The sequence below is a fragment of the Rhodococcus ruber NBRC 15591 genome, from assembly GCF_001894945.1.
Taxonomy (GTDB): Bacteria; Actinomycetota; Actinomycetes; order Mycobacteriales; family Mycobacteriaceae; genus Rhodococcus; species Rhodococcus ruber.
The window spans coordinates 34,998-55,888 of the sequence record NZ_BCXE01000025.1; the positions used below are offsets into that span (position 1 = coordinate 34,998).

Here is a 20,891-nt window from a genome sequence, read left to right on the forward strand (position 1 = left end):
TCTCAGCACGACGCCGGCCGGCGTGCCTCCGACGGGTGTGCCTCCGACAGTGCCGGCGGGCCGGCCTCGGACAGTGCCGGCGAGCGGGCCTCGGACAGTGCCGGCGGGCGGGCCTCGGACAGTGCCGGCGAGCCGGCCTCGGACAACAGCGCGGTGACGGTGTGCTTCATCAGCTCGGTGGCTTCGGCGACCGGCAGGCCGAGCACGTCGCGCAGCGCCACCCACGATCCCCAGGTGCTCGCCACCGCCACGGACCGCACCAGCCGGCCCCGGTGCGACGGGTCGAGCGCGGTCAGCTCCGCCGCGAACAGCGCGTCGACCTCTTCGACCACCCGGGCGATGTGCCGCAACTTGTTTCGCCGGATCCGTTCGGACTGCGGCGCTCTCATCGCGGACGAGCGCGCGAACGGCGCCATCAGTTCGAGCAGTTCGGCGCGCTGCCGGCAGAACGCGTCGATCCGCTCGCCGAGCGGCAGGTCGACGGGGACCGGGGCGAACGCGGAGTCCTGTCGCCGCAGCAACTCCGCCCCGGTCTCCGCGAACAGCGTCTCCAGATCGTTGAAGTTCGCCCACAGCGCCCGGAGCGAGACCCCGGCCCGGGCGGCGATCTGCGCCCCCGTCGGTTTCAGCTCCCCGGCCTCGATCAGGGCGATGTGTGCCTCTATCACTGCGTGGCGGGTCCGTTCGGCCCGCGCGACGCGTCCGTCGGTGACGGTCACGTGTCTCTCCTCCCGTGTCGCCGACCGGCTCCTCCCAACCGGTGCGGCGAACCCAATTGTGCCAGGGCCTGTGTCACCGAGGAGCGCGGCGCCGCGCGGGGGGGCGGTTCAGTCGGGATCGAGAACGGGGGTGCGGGCCGTGGCCCGGACGATCGCGTCGCACAGCGCGCGAGTGGCACGGGCGCCGGCATCCCGGGCGAGGAGGGATCCGGGGAACGCGCCGCGGTGGCAGTGCAGTTCGACGGGCACGCCGGCCTGCAGGAGCCGTCGGGCGTAGTCGGTTGCCGCGTCCCGGAAGGGGCCGTGCTCGTCGACGGCGAGGTAGGTCGACGGCAGTCCGGTCAGGTCGATCCGGTGCGCGGGCCCGGACTGCTCGGTGGCCTCCCGGCCGCCGAGGTGGTGCCGCCGGTCCCGGGTGGCGTCGAGGTCGTCCCGTCCGGCGGCACCGTCGCGCACGGAGCCGGTCCGGTCGTCGAGTCCGGGTTCGAGCAGGGCCTGCAGCGCGATGTGCGGGCCGTCCTCGTCCCGTGCCCGCAGGGCGACGGCCGCGGCGAGGGCGCCGCCTGCGGCGTCGCCGAGGACGACGATGCGGTCCGGATCCATGTCCAGGCAGGCCGCGCCGGAGGCAACCCACTCGAGGACCGCGTAGCAGTCGTCCGCCGCAGCGGGAGGGTCCTCGGGCACGAGCCGGTAGTCGACGGAGACGACGATCGCGCCGGTCGCGCGGGCGACGGCGGCGGCGAAGGCCTCGTCGGGGGCGGCGCTGCCGGGGCCCGATCCGCGGCCGGGGATCTCGAGCACGACGGGCCGCGCCGCGGGGTTGCCGTCCGGGCAGGTGTCGGGCGTGTGTATCCGCACGGGCACCTCGGGGTCGCCGAGCGCGCCGGGAACGAGCCATTCCTCGACGGTGACACCGGTGGTGTGGGGGGCCGCGAGGACCGGGTCGGGGAAGGGTGTCGCGTCGGCCGGTACGGGGTCGACGTCGGGCGAGTCCGGCATGAGCTCGGGCATGGCGACACGATAGTGGAACCTGCAGCCCGAGTGCAGATACCTGTCCCGGGTACCGGGACCGCACGGCGCGGCCCGGACCGCGGTCACCCGGAGAGCAGACCCTTGGCGATGTGCGTCACCTGGATCTCGTTGCTGCCCGCGTAGATCATCAGCGACTTCGCGTCCCGCGCGAGCTGCTCGACGCGGTACTCGGCCATGTAGCCGTTGCCGCCGAAGAGCTGCACCGCCTCCATCGCGACCTCGGTGGCCGCACGCGAGGAGTACAGCTTCATCGCCGACGCCTCGGCGAGAGCGACGGGCTTACCGGCCTCGGCACGCTCGATGGCGCTGAACACCATGTTGCGGACGTTGATGCGGGCGATCTCCATCTCGGCGAGCTTGAGCTGGATCAGCTGGAACTGCGCGATCTCGCGGCCCCACAGGGTGCGGCTGCGCGCGTAGTCCTTGCACAGGCGCAGGCACTCCTCGATGATGCCGAGGGCCAGGTAGGCGATGCCGATCCGCTCGGCGGCGAACGACTCCCGCGCGCTCTCCTTGCCGTCGCTGCGGCCACCCTCCTCGGTCTCACCGAGCAGCCGGTCGCGCGTGAGGCGCACGTTGTCGAAGAACAGCTCGCCGGTGGGTGAGGAGTTCATGCCCATCTTCTTGAACGGCGGACTCTGGGTGAGCCCCTCCATGCCCTTCTCGAGCACGAAGGCCAGCACCTTGCGGTCGCGCCGGTCGACGCTCGGGTCACCCTCGTCGAGCTTGGCGTACACGACGACGACGTCGGCGTAGGGACCGTTGGTGATGAACGTCTTCTGCCCGTTGAGGATGTAGTCCTCGCCGTCGCGCCGGACCGTGGACTTCATCCCCCCGAAGGCGTCCGACCCGGAGTCGGGTTCGGTGATGGCCCAGGCGCCGACCTTCTCGAACGTCACGAGTTCGGGCAGCCACCGCTTCTTCTGGGCGAGGGTGCCGCGGCTGCGGATGGTGCCGGCGGTGAGACCGAGGCTGACCCCCATCGAGGCGACGAGCCCGAGGCTGACGCCGGCGATCTCGCTGTTGAGCAGGGCCGCCATGCCGCCCGAGCCCATGCCGCCACCCGACTTTGCCGACGGCACCTCACCGGCCTCCTCCCGGGCGAGGGCCTTGTTCAGGCCGTCGCGGGCGAGCTCGTCGATGCCGAAGGCGGCGAACAGCTTGCGGATGATGTCGTAGGGCGGCAGCTCACCGCTCTCGAGCCGATCCACGTGCGGGCGGATCTCCTTTTCGATGAATCCGCGCAGGGCGTCACGGAACATGAGATCGGTGTCGGACCACGCGTACATGAACGAAATATAGAACACGTTCTCGAAAAGGTACACAGGCCGGCGCGGCGTGAGCGTGACGTCGGACATATTTAGCCTGCTATTAGTTAACGCACTATCTAAATGTCTAGACTCCGAGGTGCCACTCCCGCACGAAAGGCCCGAGAGAATGCACACCCGCCCCGGACCGTTCCAATGGCTCGCCTACGCCTTCGGCCGTCCCCTCCCGGCCTCGATGCGCGAATGGGTGCGCAACGACCTGGTCGGCGACCACGCCGTCGCCCGCCACATGATCCGCAGCCAGATCCCGTTCCTCCCGCTGTACGCCGCCTTCCTGCTGCTACCCGGCCCGGTGTGGCTGCGCCTGTCGACGATGGGGCTCGGCGTCGCGCTCGCCCTGTTCTTCTCCGCCGCCTACATGGCACAGAACCGTCGTCGCCGGCTCGAGCGCAACGGCCTGCCGGGCGACCTCGAGAACCCCCGGCGCGTCCGGCAGCGCGACGCCGAGAAGGCCGCCTACGAGGCGATGCATTCCGCGATGCGCGCCGGCTGACGGCCCCGACGCACGGCCGTCCGGGTACCGGGCTGCAGGAGCCGTTCCGGATCTGCTCGCCGATCCGGAATCCGCTCGCGCCGCGGCGGGGGCGAATTCCGGTTCGGCGCAGGAATTTCCGTGGACCCCGAGGGCGGTGAGTCCCTCAGTCCTTCGGTGTCAACAGGTAGACCGGGATCTCCCGCTCGGTGCGCCGGGCGTACAGCTCGTAATTGGGCCACACCTGCACCAGCACCTCCCAGTGCACGTCGCGCTCGACGCCGCGCGCGCGGCGCGGCACGACCACGGTGTCCTCCCCCCGGTAGGTCACCAGTGCCTCGTCGGCGGCCTCGAGGTTGTGCGCCCAGCCCGGCAGTTCGGGCATCCCCCAGTTGCTTCCGGCGACGAGCCAGCCGTCGTCGCGCGGAGCGCACAGCAGGGGGGTGCGGCGCTCCACCCCGCTCTTGCGGCCGCGGACCGTGAGCACCAGTTCCGGCAGCCCGGCGAGCGTCAACAGCGTGACCCGGCCGGACGTCACCCGCTGGAGGGTGTGGTCGACGGTGACGATCTGCGGGGTGAACCGCGGCAGCCACGGTTGCCGGCCGAGCTGCACCGCGACGGGACGCAGCGGGTTCACGGCGCCGCCCATCCGGCCAGGACCGTCCGCACGGCGGTCACCACCGCGAGCGGCTGGTCGATCATCGGATGGTGCCCCGCGGCGGGCAGTTCGGCCACGAGCACACCCGGACCGAACTGCGGCCGCATGCGACCGAGCAGATCGAGGGCGACGATCCCGTTCTCGGAACGGAAATACGCGACGCGGCACTTCGCCTCGAAGCTCTCGAGGCTGGTGCGCCGGTCCTTGGTCATCCGCAGGGCATCGAACTTCCAGCTCCAGCCGCCGGGCACCTGCCGCATGGACTGACGGGCGATGTGCTCGAGCACGTACGGCTCGGCGGTGTCCTGCGGCGGGACGAGCCGGAAACGGGCCATCGCCTCCTCCGCCGTCGGATACACCTTCGTGCCGCTGCGCTCGCGGGCCACCTGAGCGCGCATCTCGATCTCCTCGGGCGTCAGGTCCCGGATCGGCGAGTCGAGGATCATCACCCCGTCCAGCCGGTCGCCGTACAGGTGAGAGGCCACGAAGGACACGATCCCGCCCATGCTGTGCCCGACCAGGACCGGAGCTCCGGCGATCCCACCCGCCTGCGCCGCCGCGAGGACCTCGCGCGCCCACGTCTCGAGGGAGTAGTGCTCGCGGTGGTCGCTGTCCCCGTGCCCGCTCATGTCCAGCGCGACGACGCGCCGGTCCTCGGCGAGCTGGGGTGCGACGTGATCCCACCAGCGCGAGTGCGCCATCCCGCCGTGCACCAGCACGATGCCGGGGCGGCCCTCCTCACCCCACGCGCGATACGCGATCGAGGCGCCGTCGACCTCGACGCTGCCCGTTTCCACCGGCGTGGACAGGGCCTCGACGAACCACTTCGGCGCCGAATCGTTGTCGATGCTCATTACCTGAATCTACTGCGTGGCGTGGCCCCGGTCACCAGGCGGGCCATCAGTTCGAGGCGCGGTTCCTCCTGCTCGGGTTGCGGGTGCACGACCGCCGCGACGGCCTCCCCGTCGAGCAGGTGCACCAGCGTGAACAGCAGCGTGTCGAACTCCGCCGGTTCGAATCGCGAGGCGATCGGCAGAGTGCGCCCGAATTCGGCGATCCGGCCGTGGTATCGCTGTGCCATGGGGGCCAGGCGTTCGCGCAGCGCGGGGTCGGTGCGCGCCGCGCCGAGCAGTTCGTACCAGGCGGCGTTGATCGGGGCACGGCACGCGGCCCGCAGCAGGCGCAGGCACTCGCGGACCGATTCGGGGCTTTCGTCGGGCCCGCCGAGTTGCGTCAACCCCAGCCGGAAGTTCGCGAACTGCCGTTCGCGGACGGCGTCGGCGGCCGCGATCATCAGGTCGAGCCGGGTCGGGAAGTGCCGGAACACCCCTCCGGAGGACACCCCCGAGCGGCGGCACACCTCCCCGATGGTGGTGGCCGTGTAACCCAGCTCGCCCAGCGACGCGACGGTCGCGTCGAGGATCCGTTCGATCGTCGCCGTGCGCCGCTGCTGCTGGGTGCGGCGCGACGGTGCCGCGGTCCCGGTCACGGCGCCGCGCTGCCGGCCGGGGCGGTGGCGGGCGGAACGGTGGCGGGCGGAACGGCGGCGGGCGGAGCGGGGCGTCGCGCCGGCACGGGTCCGCGCGCGTCGGTGCCCGCGCGCAGGAACCGGCCGGTGCCGACGGTGGCGCCGTACCCGGGGACGAACTCGCCCGCGCGGAACACCACGCGACCGGCCACCGCGGTCGCGGTGACGGCGGCGTCGTTGCGGTTGACCATGCGGCTCAGCCCGCCGAACTCGGGCATGGGCGCCTCGTGGTAGGCGTCGGTGTCCTGGTTCAGCCCGGCCGGGTCGACGACCACGAGGTCCGCCCGGTCGCCGACGCGCAGGTGCCCGGCGTCGATGCCGTAGAAGTCGCCGAGTTCGCCGGTGAGCTTGTGGATCGCCGATTCCAAGGGCATGACGGGCTTGCCGCGCCGTGCGTACTCGTGGATGCGGCGCAGCATGCAGATGCCGTAGTTGTAGAACGCCATGTTGCGCAGGTGCGCACCGGCGTCGGAGAAGCCGACGGTCACGCCGGGCTGCCGGAGCAGCCGGTTGGCCACCTCGGGCCGGTCGTTCGCGATCACCGTGTGCCAGCGGAACTTCCGTCCGTGCTCGACGACGAGGTCCAGGAAGGTGTCCACCGGATGCACGGCGCGGTCGCGGGCCACGTCGCCGATCGAGCGACCGACGAGCGACGCGTCGGGGCACTCGACGATAGTGGTGTCGTCGAAGTCGCGGTGCCACACGCGCGGCGAGAACTTCTTGTCGAAGTCCTGCCGGAACCAGCGCCGGTACGCCTCGTCGCGCAGCAGTTCGTTGCGGGCGACCTCCTCCTTCAGGTGCAGCGCGGCGCGCCCCGAACCGAACTCCTCGAACACGACGAGGTCGATCCCGTCGGAGTACACCTCGAACGTGGTGGGCAGGTGCTGCCAGCGGAACGCGCCGCGCCCGATCCGGTTGGCGGCGAAGGCGATCGGACCGAAGATGCGGTGCACCCAGCGCTCGGCCTTGGTGTCGGCGGCGGCGAGCACGGCCGCCTTCATCGGCTTGCGGCCCACACCCGTGGTGGCGAGGGCGAAGAAGGCCACGTCGTACTTGGTGTTGAGGTTCGGCACGGCCTGCAGGACGCGGCCGCGGCGGCGCAGGATGCGGTGGATCCGGCGGAACTCGGACCACGACGCGTGGGTCGAGGGCAGGGTGCGGGAGCGGTAGCGATCGCCGTCGAGCTTGTCCCAGGGATTCGTCATGGTGGACACGCCCAGGAAGCCGGCGTCGAGGGCGTCCTCGACGCCGGCCTCGATCGCGGCGAGTTCGGCCCGGCTCGGCCGGCTCGAGGGATCGGTGGAGCGGCCCAGGCCCAGGACGGCCGCCCGCACGTCGGAGTGCCCGATGAACGCGGCGACGTTCGGGCCGAGCGGCAGGGCGTCCAGCGCGGCGACGTACTCCCGGGGCGACGACCAGGTCCGGCCCTGTTCGAGTGCCGTCAGGACGTGCTCGCGGGGCAGCGCCTCGACCCGGCTGAACAGGTCCGCGGCGTCGAGCGGCGGCACGAACACCGTCGAGAGCGAGCAGTTGCCCATGAGGACGGTGGTGACGCCGTGCCGCACCGATTCCGGCAGGCCGGGCGAGACGAGCACCTCGGCGTCGTAGTGCGTGTGCGGGTCCACGAAGCCGGGCATCACCCAGCGGCCGGCCGCCTCGATCACCTCGGTGCCCGGTCCGACGGGCAGTGGGTCGGCGCTCGCCGTCGCCACCACCCCGTCCTTGATGCCCAGGTCGCGGACCACGCCGGGGGCGCCGGTGCCGTCGAACCACAGTCCGCCGCGGACGACCAGGTCGAACTCGGTGGGCGCCGGTGTCGTGTTCATGTGATCTCCCTCACGTCGATGCACGAAGCATAGCCAGAAAGAGGACGACCGCTCTCTATTTTCGGGCAACCCGGGGTGCGGACCGTCGCGGGACAGCGCCGCGAATAGAGTGCGGCCATGCCCGCGTTCCCGGCGGTTCCCGCCACCCCCGCCCTCCTCGTCGACCGTGACGTCCTCGACCGCAACATCGCGCGGATGGCCGACGCGGCACGTACCCGCGGGGTGGCCCTGCGCCCCCACGCGAAGACCCACAAGTGCGTCGAGATCGCCCGGCGTCAGCTCGCCGCCGGCGCCGTCGGGCTCACCGTCGCGACGGTCTCCGAGGCCGAGGTCTTCGCCGATGCCGGCTTCCGTGACCTGTTCGTCGCGTATCCGCTGTGGACGGATGCCGCGCGCGGTGCCCGGCTGCGCGCGCTCGCCGCGGAGGTCCGGCTGACCGTGGGCGTGGACTCGGCGGAGGGCGCGCGGGCCCTCGCCGAGCACGCCCGGCCGGGCCTGACCGTGCTCGTCGAGGTCGACAGCGGTCATCACCGCACCGGCGTCGCGCCGGAGCGGGCCGGGTCGGTCGCCGTCGCGGCGGCGTCCGTCGGGCTCGAGGTGCGCGGCGTGTTCACCTTTCCGGGGCACTCGTACGGCCCGGGACGGCCGGCGGTCGCGGCGACGGACGAGGCGGCAGCGCTGAGCCGGGCGGTGGCGGCCCTGGAGGCCACCGGGCACGACGCCGAGGTGATCAGCGGCGGCTCGACCCCCACCGCTCACCTCGACGTGCCGGCCGCCACCGAACTGCGCCCGGGCGTGTACGTCTTCGGCGACGCCCAGCAGCTCGAACTGGGCACGATCGACGAGGACGCGATCGCGCTGACCGCGTTGGCGACGGTGGTGTCGGCGCGTGACGACACCGTCGTGCTGGACGCCGGCAGCAAGGTGCTCGGCGCCGACCGCGCCCCGTGGGCGACGGGCTACGGCCGCATCCTCGGCGCCCCGGACGCGCGCATCGTCGCGCTGTCCGAACACCACGCCACCGTGCTGTGGCCGGACGACTCCGACCGCCCCACCCTCGGCACACGCCTCCGGGTGATCCCCAACCACGTGTGCTCCACGGTCAACCTCGCCGACGACCTGACTGTCGTCGCCGGGGACACGGCGGTCGACCGGTGGGCAGTCGCCGCGCGGGGCCGCAACACGTAGCACGCAGGCGGCTCCGCCGCCGGTGTGCCTTTTGGGCTGCTAGGGCAACCCAAAGGGCACACCGCCGGGTAGGGCGGCTCCGATCGCGTCGGCGGCGGCCGCCGCCCGCGATTCCGGCAACCGCGCATACCCGCACACCAGGCCGCTCGGACCACCGGGGCCGGCGCTGTACCTGCTGAGGGGCGTGGTCTCCACGCCGAGCCGTCGCGCTGCGGCGGCGATCGCGACGTCGTCGACACCCTCCGGAAACCGGAGCACCACATGCAGACCCGCTTCGATGCCGGTCACCGACACCCCGGACCGTTCGAGACCATGAAGCGCACCGACGAACGCCGCCCGACGGGCGCGGTAGGTGCGGGACGCACGCGCCAGATGCCGAGACAGCGCCCCCGACTCGATCAGCCGGGCCAGCGCGGACGCGGCGACCGAGCCGGCCACCTCCCCGCTCTCGGCCACGGCCGCCGCGATGCGCGAGCGCAACGGGGCCGGTGGGATCAGCCACGCGAGCCGCAGATCCGGCGACAGGATCTTCGAGGCCGTCCCCACGTAGGCGACGCACTCGCGGCCGCCGTCGATGCTGCGCAGCGCCGGCAGGGCCGACACGTCGTACCGGAACTCCCCGTCGTAGTCGTCCTCGACGACGATCGTTCCGCTCTCGGCGGCACGGGCAACGAGCCGGGCGCGGTGGGACACGGGCATGCGCGCCCCCAACGGATACTGATGTGCGGGCGTGCAGTACACCGCGGCGTCCGTGTCCCGCAGCAGGTCGGGATCCAGACCGTCCTCCCCCACCGGGACCGGACGCGGCCGGGCGCCCTCACCGACGAGCGCCCGTCGCGCACGGAGGTATCCCGGATCCTCGAACGCGACGTCGCGGTCTCGCAGCCGCGCCGCGATTGCGAGGACCCGCACCGCGGCGGCGACGCCCGGCAGCACGACGATCTCGTCCGCCCCGCAGGCGAGGCCCCGCGTCCGCCGGAGATGGTCGGCCAGCGCCCGGCGCAGATCCGGATGAGCCTCCGGATCCGCGACGCCGAGGGCCCGCGGCGCCGCGGCGGCCGCCCGCCACGCGCGACGCCACTCCGGTTCCGAGATCAGCGCCGGATCCGGGATCCCCGGCCGCAGGTCCAGTGCGGGCGCGCGCCGCACCGGATCCGGCTCCGTCGCCGCCGCGGGCACGACGGGATGGGATGCGGCGTGCGCCCGCGCCGCGACGTCGGCACCGGGCGCGACGCGCGTGCCCGAACCCGCCCGCGCCACAGCGAATCCCGAGGCACACAGCTCGTCGTAGGCGTCGACGACGCACCCGCGGGACACCCCGAGCTCGGCGGCCAGCACGCGGGTCGACGGCAGCGGATCGCCGACCCGGATGCGGCCGTACCGGATCTGGTCGACGACGGCCTCGGCGAGGCGCTGCCGGAGGGGCGCGTCGGTGTCGGGCAGTTCGAAGGCCGGATGGACCGGGGGCGCGACACGGGGCACGGCGCCACGATACTGGTCCTGGACTGTGCGCGCTTTGTGGACCTGTTCAGTGGACCGGATAACCGACAGACTCACCGGCATGGAGAACATCAGGCGCTATCCCGAACGGGCCCGCACCCGACGGGCCGACCTCGACGCGGTGCTGGACGCGGCCGTCACCTGCACCTTCGCGACCGTCGTCGACGGCCTGCCGTGGGTGGTACCGATGCTGTACGCGCGCGACGGCGACCGGATCCTGCTGCACGGCTCCACCGGCGCGGGCGCACTGCGCCTGGCCGCATCCGGTGCGCCGGTGGCCGTGTGCGTCTCGCTCCTCGACGGTGTCGTCGTCGCGCAGGATCTGTTCCACTCGTCCGCGAACTACCGATCCGCCGTCGTCCGGGGCGAGGTCACGGCCCTGCCCGCGGAGGAGTCCGCCGCCGCCCTGGATGCCCTGTCGGACGGCCTCATTCCGGGGCGCAGCACCGAGACCCGGGCACACACCAGGAAGGAACTGGCGGCCACCGCCACCCTGGTCCTGCCCATCCGCGCCGGACAGTGGACGGTCAAGATCCGCGACGCACCCCCGTCCGCGCCCGACGTGAGCGACGGCTCGTGGGCGGGTGTGGTCCCGTTGCGGACGGTCGCGGACCGTCCGGTCGCCGCGCCGTGGGTCGCGGACGACGTACCGGTTCCCGAGTCCGTCCGCAGGCTGGTGGACCGTTACGCCACGAGCACGGCAATGGTCTCGGCGACGAGCGCCGGCTTCTCGGCGCCCTCGGCCTCGACGGCGTAGGTGACGGTGAGGTTCGCGCCCTTCGCGGTGCGCTGGAGCGAGGTGAATTTCGCGGTCGCCCGCACCTTCGATCCCACCGGAACCGGCGACGGGAATCGAACCTTGTTGGCACCGTAGTTGATCCGCATCTTCAGTCCCTCGGCGGCGAAGATCTGCGATCCGAGGACGGGCAGGAGCGAGAGGGTGAGGTAGCCGTGGGCGATGGTCGTGCCGAACGGTCCGTCCTTCGCGCGCTCGGGGTCGACGTGGATCCACTGGTGGTCCCCCGTCGCCTCGGCGAACAGGTTCACCCGCTCCTGGGTGATCTCGAGCCACTCGCTGTGGCCGAGATCCTCGCCGACGGCCGCCTCGATCTCGTCGATTCCGTGGAAGGTGCGCATGATTCGTTTCTCCTGGGTCAGGGCCGCTGCGGACGGTGTCCGGCGCGACGGAGGGTGACGCGATACGTGTAGTGCTCGGGCAGAAAGTAACTGACGGACAGCTCGGCGGGTTCGCCCAGATCGTTCGAGTACAGCCGGTCCACCCGCAGCAGGGGATGCCCCGCGGTGCAGTTCAGCTCGCGCGCAACCTCGTCCGTGGCCCGCGCGACGGTGATCGTCTGTGCCGCCTCGACGATGGGATGCTCGAGGTGCGGTTCGAGCAGACCCATCACAGTGTTCCGGCTCGACGCCCCGGCCGCGAGCTCCGGGGCATCGAGCACGTGCGCGGCCACGTGATCGGGCAGGTACACGGTGGTCAGCGCGAACGGGATCCCGTCGTGCACGCGGCGCAGCGCCACCGAATGCACCAGATCGGTGTCCAGTCGCAGCCGGCTCGCGGCCTCGATGTGCACGCCGCGTCTCAGTGGCGCGACGATCTCCATCGTGGTGTCGGCGGCGAGGTCGAGCAGGTCCTCGATGGAGCCGAGCTGGCGCCGGTAGCGCCGCCCGCCCTCGTCGGCGAATGTGCCGCGGCCGGGCACCCGGTAGACGACGCCGTCGGCGACGAGGTCCTGGAACGCCCGCCGCACCGTCTGCCGGCTCAGTCCGTAGCGCTGCGCGAGTTCGGCCTCGGTGGGCAGCCGCACGCCGCCGCGGTACTCGCCGGCGTCGACGGCCTCGCGCAGCCGTCGCGACAGCTGCGCGTACGCCGGTTCCGTGTCGCGTTCGCCCATGACGATCACGGATCCTAGTGACGGGCGGTCACAGGCCGCCGCGGGCCACCAGTTGGGACGCGATGACGCCCTTCTGGATCTCGTTGGTGCCCTCGCCGACGATCATCAGCGGGGCGTCGCGGAAGTAGCGTTCGACGTCGTACTCGGTGGAGTAGCCGTAGCCGCCGTGGATGCGCACCGCGTTCAGCGCGATCTCCATCGCGATCTCCGAGCAGTACAGCTTGGCCATGCCGGCCTCCATGTCGCACCGCTCGCCACTGTCGAAGCGCTCGGCCGCGTAGCGGGTCAGCTGCCGTGCCGCGGTGAGCTTGGTGGCCATCTCCGCCAGGTAGTTGCCGATCGACTGGTGCTTCCAGATGGGCTGGCCGAAGCTCTCGCGCTGCTGCGCGTAGGCCAGGGAGTCCTCGAGCGCGGCCGCGGCGACGCCGAGGGCGCGGCACGCGACCTGGATGCGGCCGGTCTCGAGGCCCTTCATCATCTGCCCGAAACCCCGGCCGGGCTCGCTGCCGAGGATCGCCGTCGCCGGGGCGCGGTAGCCGTCGAAGCTCAGCTCACAGGACTCGACGCCCTTGTAGCCGAGCTTGGGCAGATCCCGCGAGACGGTCAGGCCGGGCCCGTGCTCGACCAGGACGATGGAGATGCCCTTGTGCCGGGGGGTGGCGGCCGGGTCGGTCTTGCACAGCAGCGCGATCAGCCCGGCGCGACGGGCGTTGGTGATCCACGTCTTGGCGCCAGTGATCACCAGGTCGTCGCCGTCCCGGCGGGCGGTGGTGGTCATCGCCTGCAGGTCCGAGCCGCCGCCCGGCTCGGTCAGCGCCATCGTCGCGCGCACCTCACCGGTCGCGAGCTTCGGCAGCCAACGCTGCTTCTGCTCCTCGGTGCCGAACAGCACCAGCAGCTTGGCGACGACGGTGTGCCCGCCCATCGCCCCGGCCAGACTCATCCAGCCGCGGGCGAGTTCCTCGGTGACCTGCGCGTAGCACGGCATCGACACCGGCATCCCGCCGTACTCCTCCGGCACGGCCAGCCCGTAGATCCCGATCTGCTTCATCTGCTCGATCCACTTCTCGGGGTACTCGCCTGAGTGCTCGACCTCCTGCACCGACGGCTTGACCTCCCGGTCGATGAACTCGCGCACCGTCTTGACCAGGTAGGTCTCTTCGTCGCTCAGGTAGCTCACGGAAAAATCCTCGAATCGACACGGGACCTGCGATCCCACCCGTCATTTGTACGGCCATTTTTCGTGGCGCACCCGGCCGTGTCAACACCATCCGGTCGCACGACACCCCTCGAACCGCCTATACGTCGACCCTGCCGTCGCCTATAGGTCCGCTCCGGGTAGCGCCGGACCGGACAATGGCCGTACATTTAGCGCGTTCCCGACCGCCCCACAGCAGAGGTTGATCCGTGACTCTCGCCCAGCCCCGCCGCCGGCGAGCCGTGCTCGTCGCCCCCGGCTCCGACGACCGCAAGGCCGGCAAGGCTCTGGCCTCCCCGGCCGACGAGGTGGTTCTCGACCTCGAGGACGCCGTCGCCACCGGCCACAAGGACACCGCCCGCGACCTCGTCGCCGACCTGGTGTCCGCGCACGGCACCGGTCGCACGATCGCGGTGCGTGTCAACGGTCCCGGCACGCCGTGGTTCGCCGACGACCTGCGCGCCTGCGCCGCCCTCGGATCGGCCCTGTCGTCGGTGGTGGTGCCCAAGGTCGAGGGCCCGGCCGACCTCGCCGAGACCGACCGGATCCTCACGGCGGCAGGCGATACCGACCTGGCCGTGCAGGCGCTGATCGAGACGCCGGCCGGGGTGACCCGCCTCGACGAGATCGTCACCGGCCCGCGACTGGCCGCGGTGATCCTCGGTTACGCCGACCTCGGCGCCGCGCTCGGCCGCACCCGCACCGCCGCCCCCGAGCACTGGCTGTACGTGCAGGACCGGATCCTGCACGCCGCCCGCGCCGCGGGCGTGCAGGCGATCGACGGCCCGTTCCTCGGCATCACCGACGACGATCGGTTCCGTCACGCCGCCCGCTGGACCGCCGACCTCGGCTTCGACGGCAAATGGGTCATCCACCCTGCCCAGATCGACTCGGCCGCAGCGGCCTTCACCCCGAACGACGAGCAGGCCGAGCAGGCGCGGCGGGTGCTGGCCGCCCTGGCCGAGGCCGAGGCCCGCGGCGCGGGCGCCGCCCAGCTCGACGGACAGATGCTCGACGAGGCGGTCGCCGTCGCCGCCCGCCGCACCCTCGCCCTGATCGGAGAGAACTGAGATGACCACCGCGAACGCCGCCACCGAGGTCGGCGGCCCCTACTTCGACGAGCTGACCGTCGGCCAGGTCTTCGACACCGCCCCCGCGGTCACGATCACCGACGGCCTCGCCGCCGCCCACCAGGCGATCCTCGGCGACCGGCTGCGCCTGCCCCTCGATGCGCACCTGTCGGCGGCCGTCGCCGGTGGGCCCGTCGCGCACGCCGGGCTCGTCACCGATCTCGCGATCGGCCAGTCCACCCTGGTCACCCACCACGTCAAGGCCAACCTGTTCTACCGCGGCCTGCGCTTCCACCGCTTCCCGCACCTCGGTGACACGCTCTACACGACCACCGAAGTGGTTGGTCTGAAGGAGAATTCGGTCAAGCCCGGCCGCAAACCCACCGGCCTGGCGGCGCTGCGGATGAACACCGTCGACCAGAACGGACGGACCGTCCTCGACTTCTACCGGTGCGCGATGCTGCCGCTGAGCGAAAACCCCGATCCCGAACGCGTCGTGGCCGCCGACGACCTGTCCGCGATCGGCCCGCAGGAGCCGCCGCGGTGGTCCGCGCCCGCCGACTGGGATCTCGCCGCCTACCGGACACGGGTTCCAGGAACGCATTTCGATCCGTCGCTGGCCGGTGCGGTGCTGCGGTCGAGCGGCGACGTCGTGACCAGCGCACCCGAGCTGGCGCGGCTGACCCTCAACATCGCCGCCACCCATCACGACGAACGTGTCGGTGCCGCAGGGCGACTGGTGTACGGGGGTCACACCATCGGTCTCGCCCTGGCCCAGGCCACCCGCGCCCTGCCGAACCTCGTCACCGTCCTCGGCTGGCACTCGTGCGACCACACCGGTCCGGTCCACGAGGGCGACACCCTCACCAGCGACCTGCACATCGACTCCGCCCACCCCCTCGACAGCGGAGGGGGCGTCCTCGAACTGCGCTCGATCGTCCACGCCCACCGCGGCACCGACGCGCCGGCAGCCGTGCTGGACTGGCGCTTCACCGCACTCATGGCCTGACCCCGGAACCGACATGACTTCTCCTGCCCCGGCACCGGACCCCATCGTCGCCCCCGACGCACCCGACTGGCGTCTGCACGCCCGCTGCCGGTTCATCGGACCGGACACCTTCTACGCCCCCGAGGGCGAGACCCTGGGCGAGCGGCAACGCCGGGAACGAGCGGCCCGGGACATCTGCGCACCCTGCCCCGTTCGTATCGCGTGCCGCGACCATGCCGTGAAGAACAAGGAACAGCACGGAATCTGGGGCGGACTCACCGAGAGGGAACGCCGCGGACTGCGGTACGTCCGCTGGCTGCCGGACCGTGCTACGTCGGCGGCCGGCTGACCCTACCCGCGGTCGCTCACTCCCCCCGGCGTGGCGATCTCGTCGCAGGTCCCATTCGAGCGCCCACGGCGTGTGCGTCCGCGCTGCATGACGAGGTCGTTCAGGTAGGGCGCGATCTTCGCCTCCTGCGCCTTCTCTCGACTACACAGTCGAGCGATCTGTTCGACCGACGACGACCTTCCAGTCCCGTGGACGGTCAGTCCGATCGCGGGTATGAACCATCCGGGCAGCGCACCGCCCAGGTGGGCAGGCTCAACGCGCGACCGACGCGCGCAACCGGCGCGCGATGCCGGGCAGGAGCGTCACCGTCGCCCACAGCGCGACCGCGGCGACAACGGCAGTGGCCGTGTCGCCGAACGTGGCGGTGCCGAGCTCGTATCCGCGCAGGGCATCGGTGGCGTGGGCGACCGGGTTGAGCGTCGCGGCGGCCTGCATCCAACCCGGCATGGTCTCGAGCGGGGCGAACGCGCTCGAGACGAACATCAGCGGCATCATCACCATCATCCCGGCGAACTGCACCACATCGGGACGGCGGAGCCGGTCACCGATGAGCCCGAACAGGGCACTCATCGCCGCGGCCAGCACGGCGAGCACGACGATGCCGGCCAGGGCGTCGACGACGGTGCCATGGAATTCGAACCCGAGTACGACGGCGGCGACACCGAGGAGCGCGGCCCGGGCGAGTGTGAACGCGGCTTCGTTGAGCGTGCGCGCCACACCGGGCAGCGCCGCCCGCATGGGAAGCGCGGCGAAGCGGTCGTGCAGGCCGTTGGTGTGATCGATCGCCGCGGACACCCCCGCGTTGGTGCCGGCCATCACGGTGGAGACTGCCAGCATGGCGGGGGTGAGGAAGTCGATGTAGCTGACCCCGGGAGGGAAACCGGGTCCGGCCGCCACACTGCGGAACACCTGACTGAACAGGACCAACATCGCCATCGGCATCGTCAGCGAGAACATCAGCAACTGCGGGACGCGGGCACTGGTGCGCAGATTGCGGACCACAAGGGCCGCGAGCTGGTCTGCGGCGGGTGACCGCCCGGATCGGGTGGTGAGCATGGCGTTCATGGGGTGGCTCCGTCGTGGGTGAGGTGGGTGAAGACGTCGTCGAGGCTGGGCGAGGCGACATCGAGGTCGCTGACGTCGACGCGGTCCCGGGCGAGCTGGGCGACGAGTTCGGCAGCGGTCATCGCGTCGCCGACGGTGAGCGAGACACGGACCCGACCGCCGTCGACGGGATTCTCGGTCTCGGGCCCGAACGGCAGGCCGCCGAGCTGGTGCGTGGGAATCGTGGCGGTCACCACCTTGCCGCCGACAATCCGCTTCAGCTCGGCGGGCGTACCGCGGGCGGCGACCCGCCCCCGGTTGAGCACGACAATGTGGTCGGCAAGCCGGTCGGCCTCTTCGAGGTACTGGGTCGTGAGCACGACGGTGGTGCCGTTGGTGGTGAGTTCGTCGACGACGTCCCACAGCGCGCTGCGGGCGATGGGATCCAGGCCGGTGGTCGGCTCGTCGAGGAACAGTACCGACGGAGATCCGACCAGGCTGGCGGCCAGGTCGACCCGACGTCGTGACCCACCGGAGAGTTCACCGACCCGCCGCGACGCGAGGTCGAGCAACCCGAGCCGGTCGATCAGAGTGTCGGCCCGAGCCCGTGCCCGGCCGCGCAGACCGGCGAGGCGGCCTATCAGTTCCAAATTCTCTCGGGCAGTGAGGAACTCGTCGAGTCCGGCATACTGGCCGGTGACTCCGATCCGGCGGCGCACGTCCATCGCGTCGGTGACGACGTCGAGGCCCTCGACCAGCGCCCGGCCGACGGTCGGCCGCACCAGCGTGGTGAGCACGCGAATCAAGGTCGTCTTACCGGCGCCGTTGTGGCCGAGCACGCCGAGCGTCGTGCCCGCCCGCACCTCGAGGTCGAGGCCGTCGAGCGCCCACGTCTTGTCGTAGGCGACATGGAGATCGTCCACTACTACTGCAGGGGCGTTCATCTCACGCCTCCGAACCGGTGCCGGGCACGTGCACTGCCGGCGCGCTCCGGCGTCGCCGGCCCGAACGTCGGGGCACCCCCGCAGGGAGGGGCGGTGCGTCGGTGTCGTCGGCGTCGAGCGCGATGTGGACACGGATGGTCGTCATCTGAGGGTCCTTCCGAGACGGCGCTCCCCTGGGTTGGGAAGTCGACATCTCTGACGAGCGACCCGCGATTTGGACGCATCACACCGACAGCGACCGCTCGAGCGCGGCCCGGAAGAACCGAACGAGTGGACGTGAGGGGAGCCCGTCGGCCAACCACACACGACGCATCTCCCAGCGCAGCCACTGGCGCGGAACTACCTTTGAAGACCTCGGAGCCGCCGCCGGATTCGCCTGAGAGCCGACGAGAGGACCGGCCGCGCCCGGCTCAGGCGCCGAGACCGTGCGCGAGCCGCTGCACCTTCGCACGCGCCGCGTCCAGGCTTGCCGTGGAGCGCTCGGTCATCGGCTCCAGTGCCGGAATACGTCCCGCCAGGGTGTATTCGGCGGTCACGACCGTGACGTCCATGCCCAGCGACGTGCCGAGCACCTGCTGCAGCGGCGGCACGGTGTGGTCGAGGCCCTCGTCCGGATCGCCGGGACCGTAGGCCAGCCCGCGGCTCGAGATCACGACGACGGGCGTGCCCGCGAACGGCTGGTCCGGGGTGTCGAACGGCACGGTGGTGCCGAGTACGTGGATGTGGTCGATCCACGCCTTCAGCGTCGACGGGAGCGACCAGTTGTACATCGGGGCACCGATCACGACGGCATCGGCGCTCCGGACCTCGGCGATCAGCTCCGTCTGCAAGGCCTCCGCCGCGGGATCGACGGAGGCGCCGGGTGCCCGCAGGCGTGGCGCGTAGTGCAGTTCCGCGTCCCCGAGATGCGGGACCGGGTCTCGGTGCAGGTCCCGTTGGATCACGGTGTGGCCGGGTCCGCGCCGGCGCCACGTGTCGGCGAAGAGACGGGTCAGCTCGCGGGAGACGGACATCTCGAGGTTCGCGGACGAATCGAGCTGCAACAGCTGGGGCACGTCGGGCTCCTTCGGGTTCGAGTACTGCACCTGTGGATCACTGCGCCGGTGGATCACTGCGCCGGGTCGATGACCGTGCCGGGTCGGCTACCGGCTATTGCACGATGCCGGCGGCACGCAGCCCGGCGATCTGCTCGTCGGTGAGGCCGAGATCGGTGAGCACCGCGTCGGTGTGCTGGCCCAGCGCCGGGACCGCCCCCATGCGCATCTCCACGTCGGAGAACGTCATGGGCGGCAGCACGGCCCGCACCGGGCCCGCCTCGGTGCCCACCTCCCGCCAGCGGTTCCGTTCCTCGAGCTGCGGGTGCTCGATCAGATCCTTCATCTCGTTCAGCCGGGCGGCGGGTACCCCCGCGGCGGCGAGCCGTTTGTCGAGTTCGGCGGTCTCGAAGCGGCGCGTGTGCTCGGCGACGACCGCGTCGGTCTCGGCGCGGTGCTGCACCCGCAGGATGTTCGTCGCGAACTTCGGGTGCCCGGCGAGATCCGGGCGGCCGAACACCTCGGTGACCAGCGCCCGCCAGCCGCGGTCGTTCTGCACGCCGATGAGGATCTTCCCGTCGACGGTCGGGTACGCGTCGTAGGGCGCGATCGACGCGTGGCTCAGACCCATCCGCTGGACCTGCGTGTCCTGATACATCTGCAGGTACATCGGGTGGCCGAGCCACTCGACGGTCGCATCGAACATCGACACGTCGATCGTCGCACCCGCTCCGGTGCGCTCGCGCCGGAACAGCGCCGCCTGGATCGACGTGAGCGCGTACATGCCGGCGGCGATGTCGGAGGTCGGGATGCCGGTCTTCGTGGCGGTCTCCGGGGTGCCGGTGATCGAGCACAGCCCGGTCTCGGCCTGGACCAGCATGTCGTAGGCCTTGCGCTCGCGCAGCGGGCCCTCGGTGCCGTAACCGGTCATGTTCACCACGATCAGCTCGGGCCGCGCGCGCCGCAGCTCGTCGGCGCCGAGCCCGAGCCGCGCCGCCGCGCCGGGCGCGAAGTTCTGGAGCACCACGTCGGCGTCGTCGACGAGGCGACGCACCGTGGCGAGGCCCTCGGCGGCCTTGAGGTCGATGCAGATCGACTCCTTGCCGCGGTTGAGCCACACGAAGTGCGACGCCAGCCCGTGGACGGCGGCGTCGTAGTTGCGGGCGAAGTCGCCCTCCCCGATGCGTTCGATCTTGATGACGCGGGCGCCGAGATCGGCGAGGTGGCGGGTCGCGATGGGGGCGGCGACCGCCTGCTCGAGGCTGACGACGGTGATGCCCGCCAGCGGCAGGCCCGTCGATGCCTCGCTTCCCGGCTCGCTGTGCTCGCTCATCGCGTGTGCGCCTTCCTGTCTTCGTATGCCGTCGCGGCCTCTCCCCGGGCACGGCAGCGCCACCGTCGCACATCGTCCTCCGGCGCGCCGTGGTCGATCAGCCACGCCTCCGGCCCGCCGGGATGCGCGACGAGGCGTTCCACGATCGGAGTGATCGCCTCGGCGGGCGCGCGGAACAGTTCCGACGGTACCGCCCGGCCACCGCCCGGGGACGAGCCGCCCACGCGCAGGCCGACGGCCTCCCAGCGACGGTACAGACGGGGCATGTTCGTGTCGGTGGCCACGTAGTCGTCGACGACGGCCTGCGGTTCCACCCCCGCCGCGAGCAGCAGGACGGCGACGGCGAGGCCGGTGCGGTCCTTGCCGGCGGTGCAGTGCACGAGGACCGGGCCCGCGGCCCGCGCGACGACCGGCACGAGCCCGGCGAACAGCGGTGCGGCCACGTCGACCACGCGGCCGTAGAGTTCGGCGAGGCCGGTGCGCCCGCCCGGCGCGGCGTCCGCGTGCAGCGACAGCCGGTGCACGTGCGTGCCGTCCGGCCAGGTGTAGGTGCGGTGGCCGCGCTCGGCGTCGGAGCGCAGGTCGACGACCGTCGTGGGTGGCCGCTCGGCGAGGAGTCCGCGAACCACGTCGCCGGTGTAGCAGGCATCGCCGCGGTACAGCACACCGGCGGCGGTGCGGCCGCCGTCGGTCAGCGGCAGCCCACCGAGGTCCCGCAGGTTCACCGGCCCGGGTCCGGACTGCTCTTCGTCCTGCACGTGCGCCCCTTC

General features: G+C 71.8%; 23 protein-coding genes. 6 read left to right on the forward strand and 17 right to left on the reverse strand.

All coding sequences use genetic code 11. The features are described 5' to 3' along the window. Nucleotides 1-2: 2 nt before the first annotated feature. From RR3_RS25275 to RR3_RS17285, 3 genes are all read right to left on the reverse strand, one after another. Nucleotides 3-719, reverse strand: a complete 717-nt coding sequence (locus RR3_RS25275; protein ID WP_064066265.1) for a TetR/AcrR family transcriptional regulator — start codon at nt 717-719, stop codon at nt 3-5. A gap of 108 nt (nt 720-827) precedes the next feature. After that, nucleotides 828-1,730: an alpha/beta hydrolase fold domain-containing protein gene (locus tag RR3_RS17280; protein WP_064066264.1), complete on the reverse strand. Its 903-nt coding sequence runs from the start codon at nt 1,728-1,730 to the stop codon at nt 828-830. 83 nt (nt 1,731-1,813) lie between these two features. Further along, nucleotides 1,814-3,040, reverse strand: a complete 1,227-nt coding sequence (locus RR3_RS17285) for an acyl-CoA dehydrogenase family protein (RefSeq protein ID WP_026138044.1) — start codon at nt 3,038-3,040, stop codon at nt 1,814-1,816. A 148-nt stretch (nt 3,041-3,188) separates the two neighbouring features. Between RR3_RS17285 and RR3_RS17290 the strand changes: the two genes are divergently transcribed. Further along, a complete protein-coding gene (locus tag RR3_RS17290; RefSeq protein ID WP_010593563.1) occupies nt 3,189-3,572 on the forward strand; it encodes a DUF5313 family protein in 384 nt (127 codons plus the stop codon). 145 nt (nt 3,573-3,717) lie between these two features. Here the strand turns inward: RR3_RS17290 and RR3_RS17295 are convergent, their stop codons facing one another. The 4 genes from RR3_RS17295 to RR3_RS17310 are packed head-to-tail and all read right to left on the reverse strand — an operon-like array spanning nt 3,718 to nt 7,563. Beyond that, nucleotides 3,718-4,200, reverse strand: coding sequence for a nitroreductase/quinone reductase family protein (locus tag RR3_RS17295; RefSeq protein WP_040274889.1), 483 nt, complete (start codon nt 4,198-4,200; stop codon nt 3,718-3,720). Further along, on the reverse strand, nt 4,185-5,063 hold the full coding sequence (locus tag RR3_RS17300; RefSeq protein WP_064066193.1) for an alpha/beta fold hydrolase: 879 nt from the start codon (nt 5,061-5,063) through the stop codon (nt 4,185-4,187). Before RR3_RS17300 ends, RR3_RS17295 begins: the two co-directional genes overlap by 16 nt. Next, nucleotides 5,063-5,698: a TetR/AcrR family transcriptional regulator gene (locus RR3_RS17305; protein ID WP_010593566.1), complete on the reverse strand. Its 636-nt coding sequence runs from the start codon at nt 5,696-5,698 to the stop codon at nt 5,063-5,065. The genes RR3_RS17300 and RR3_RS17305 overlap by 1 nt, the downstream gene beginning before the upstream one ends. Next, on the reverse strand, nt 5,695-7,563 hold the full coding sequence (locus RR3_RS17310; protein WP_072786492.1) for an N-acyl-D-amino-acid deacylase family protein: 1,869 nt from the start codon (nt 7,561-7,563) through the stop codon (nt 5,695-5,697). The genes RR3_RS17305 and RR3_RS17310 overlap by 4 nt, the downstream gene beginning before the upstream one ends. Before the next feature lie 117 nt (nt 7,564-7,680). On the opposite strand from RR3_RS17310, the gene RR3_RS17315 reads away from it, so the two are divergent. Continuing rightward, nucleotides 7,681-8,751: an alanine racemase gene (locus tag RR3_RS17315; RefSeq protein WP_010593568.1), complete on the forward strand. Its 1,071-nt coding sequence runs from the start codon at nt 7,681-7,683 to the stop codon at nt 8,749-8,751. Between the two features lie 39 nt (nt 8,752-8,790). Here RR3_RS17315 and pdxR read toward each other — a convergent pair whose 3' ends face one another. Continuing rightward, a complete protein-coding gene (pdxR, locus tag RR3_RS17320; RefSeq protein ID WP_017682373.1) occupies nt 8,791-10,233 on the reverse strand; it encodes a MocR-like pyridoxine biosynthesis transcription factor PdxR in 1,443 nt (480 codons plus the stop codon). 79 nt (nt 10,234-10,312) lie between these two features. On the opposite strand from pdxR, the gene RR3_RS17325 reads away from it, so the two are divergent. Next, on the forward strand, nt 10,313-11,008 hold the full coding sequence (locus RR3_RS17325) for a pyridoxamine 5'-phosphate oxidase family protein (protein WP_017682374.1): 696 nt from the start codon (nt 10,313-10,315) through the stop codon (nt 11,006-11,008). On the opposite strand, the gene RR3_RS17330 is transcribed toward RR3_RS17325, so the two are convergent. Genes RR3_RS17330 through RR3_RS17340 form a run of 3 tightly spaced genes read right to left on the reverse strand, consistent with a single transcriptional unit; the run spans nt 10,936 to nt 13,341 of the window. Beyond that, entirely contained in the window at nt 10,936-11,388 is a 453-nt protein-coding gene (locus tag RR3_RS17330; RefSeq protein ID WP_064065889.1) for a MaoC family dehydratase, read from the reverse strand. The genes RR3_RS17325 and RR3_RS17330 overlap by 73 nt on opposite strands. A 17-nt stretch (nt 11,389-11,405) precedes the next feature. Beyond that, a complete protein-coding gene (locus RR3_RS17335; protein ID WP_040274957.1) occupies nt 11,406-12,161 on the reverse strand; it encodes a GntR family transcriptional regulator in 756 nt (251 codons plus the stop codon). 28 nt (nt 12,162-12,189) lie between these two features. Further along, nucleotides 12,190-13,341, reverse strand: a complete 1,152-nt coding sequence (locus tag RR3_RS17340) for an acyl-CoA dehydrogenase family protein (RefSeq protein WP_010593573.1) — start codon at nt 13,339-13,341, stop codon at nt 12,190-12,192. 260 nt (nt 13,342-13,601) lie between these two features. Here RR3_RS17340 and RR3_RS17345 point away from each other — a divergent pair, with 260 nt between their 5' ends. From RR3_RS17345 to RR3_RS17355, 3 genes are read left to right on the forward strand one after another with little or no spacing between them, the layout of a single operon-like run. Then, nucleotides 13,602-14,429 carry an HpcH/HpaI aldolase/citrate lyase family protein gene (locus RR3_RS17345; protein WP_017681950.1) on the forward strand — a complete coding sequence of 276 codons (828 nt, stop codon included), beginning with the start codon at nt 13,602-13,604 and terminating at the stop codon, nt 14,427-14,429. A gap of 1 nt (nt 14,430) precedes the next feature. Beyond that, nucleotides 14,431-15,438 carry a MaoC family dehydratase gene (locus tag RR3_RS17350; protein WP_017681951.1) on the forward strand — a complete coding sequence of 336 codons (1,008 nt, stop codon included), beginning with the start codon at nt 14,431-14,433 and terminating at the stop codon, nt 15,436-15,438. Between the two features lie 13 nt (nt 15,439-15,451). Then, nucleotides 15,452-15,766, forward strand: coding sequence for a WhiB family transcriptional regulator (locus RR3_RS17355; RefSeq protein ID WP_010593576.1), 315 nt, complete (start codon nt 15,452-15,454; stop codon nt 15,764-15,766). A 252-nt stretch (nt 15,767-16,018) separates the two neighbouring features. Here RR3_RS17355 and RR3_RS17360 read toward each other — a convergent pair whose 3' ends face one another. The 6 genes from RR3_RS17360 to RR3_RS17380 all read right to left on the reverse strand — a co-directional run bounded on the left by RR3_RS17360 (nt 16,019) and on the right by RR3_RS17380 (nt 20,879). After that, the gene (locus tag RR3_RS17360) at nt 16,019-16,831 is read right to left on the reverse strand and encodes an ABC transporter permease (RefSeq protein WP_010593577.1); all 813 of its coding nucleotides are present in this window, start codon (nt 16,829-16,831) and stop codon (nt 16,019-16,021) included. Continuing rightward, nucleotides 16,828-17,754 (reverse strand): ATP-binding cassette domain-containing protein, encoded by a 927-nt coding sequence (locus tag RR3_RS17365; protein WP_040274877.1) that lies wholly within the window; start codon nt 17,752-17,754, stop codon nt 16,828-16,830. Before RR3_RS17365 ends, RR3_RS17360 begins: the two co-directional genes overlap by 4 nt. A 1-nt stretch (nt 17,755) precedes the next feature. Then, entirely contained in the window at nt 17,756-17,899 is a 144-nt protein-coding gene (locus RR3_RS24955) for a hypothetical protein (RefSeq protein ID WP_162919339.1), read from the reverse strand. 265 nt (nt 17,900-18,164) lie between these two features. After that, nucleotides 18,165-18,809 (reverse strand): FMN-dependent NADH-azoreductase, encoded by a 645-nt coding sequence (locus tag RR3_RS17370; protein WP_064065891.1) that lies wholly within the window; start codon nt 18,807-18,809, stop codon nt 18,165-18,167. A 94-nt stretch (nt 18,810-18,903) separates the two neighbouring features. Beyond that, entirely contained in the window at nt 18,904-20,121 is a 1,218-nt protein-coding gene (locus tag RR3_RS17375) for a CaiB/BaiF CoA transferase family protein (RefSeq protein ID WP_064065888.1), read from the reverse strand. Beyond that, nucleotides 20,118-20,879: a tyrosine-protein phosphatase gene (locus RR3_RS17380; RefSeq protein ID WP_064065887.1), complete on the reverse strand. Its 762-nt coding sequence runs from the start codon at nt 20,877-20,879 to the stop codon at nt 20,118-20,120. The genes RR3_RS17375 and RR3_RS17380 overlap by 4 nt, the downstream gene beginning before the upstream one ends. Nucleotides 20,880-20,891 lie beyond the last annotated feature (12 nt).

Bases quoted from the DNA above. Each gene is read 5' to 3' on its own strand.
- RR3_RS17300 (WP_064066193.1), bottom strand. From the start codon at position 5,063: ATGAGCATCGACAACGATTCGGCGCCGAAGTGGTTCGTCGAGGCCCTG.
- RR3_RS17310 (WP_072786492.1), bottom strand. From the start codon at position 7,563: ATGAACACGACACCGGCGCCCACCGAGTTCGACCTGGTCGTCCGCGGC.
- RR3_RS17285 (WP_026138044.1), bottom strand. From the start codon at position 3,040: ATGTACGCGTGGTCCGACACCGATCTCATGTTCCGTGACGCCCTGCGC.
- RR3_RS17315 (WP_010593568.1), top strand. From the start codon at position 7,681: ATGCCCGCGTTCCCGGCGGTTCCCGCCACCCCCGCCCTCCTCGTCGAC.
- RR3_RS17295 (WP_040274889.1), bottom strand. From the start codon at position 4,200: ATGGGCGGCGCCGTGAACCCGCTGCGTCCCGTCGCGGTGCAGCTCGGC.
- RR3_RS17350 (WP_017681951.1), top strand. From the start codon at position 14,431: ATGACCACCGCGAACGCCGCCACCGAGGTCGGCGGCCCCTACTTCGAC.
- RR3_RS17280 (WP_064066264.1), bottom strand. From the start codon at position 1,730: ATGCCCGAGCTCATGCCGGACTCGCCCGACGTCGACCCCGTACCGGCC.
- RR3_RS17330 (WP_064065889.1), bottom strand. From the start codon at position 11,388: ATGCGCACCTTCCACGGAATCGACGAGATCGAGGCGGCCGTCGGCGAG.
- RR3_RS17360 (WP_010593577.1), bottom strand. From the start codon at position 16,831: ATGAACGCCATGCTCACCACCCGATCCGGGCGGTCACCCGCCGCAGAC.
- RR3_RS17290 (WP_010593563.1), top strand. From the start codon at position 3,189: ATGCACACCCGCCCCGGACCGTTCCAATGGCTCGCCTACGCCTTCGGC.
- RR3_RS17325 (WP_017682374.1), top strand. From the start codon at position 10,313: ATGGAGAACATCAGGCGCTATCCCGAACGGGCCCGCACCCGACGGGCC.
- RR3_RS17365 (WP_040274877.1), bottom strand. From the start codon at position 17,754: ATGAACGCCCCTGCAGTAGTAGTGGACGATCTCCATGTCGCCTACGAC.
- RR3_RS24955 (WP_162919339.1), bottom strand. From the start codon at position 17,899: ATGACGACCATCCGTGTCCACATCGCGCTCGACGCCGACGACACCGAC.
- RR3_RS17335 (WP_040274957.1), bottom strand. From the start codon at position 12,161: ATGGGCGAACGCGACACGGAACCGGCGTACGCGCAGCTGTCGCGACGG.
- RR3_RS17355 (WP_010593576.1), top strand. From the start codon at position 15,452: ATGACTTCTCCTGCCCCGGCACCGGACCCCATCGTCGCCCCCGACGCA.
- RR3_RS17375 (WP_064065888.1), bottom strand. From the start codon at position 20,121: ATGAGCGAGCACAGCGAGCCGGGAAGCGAGGCATCGACGGGCCTGCCG.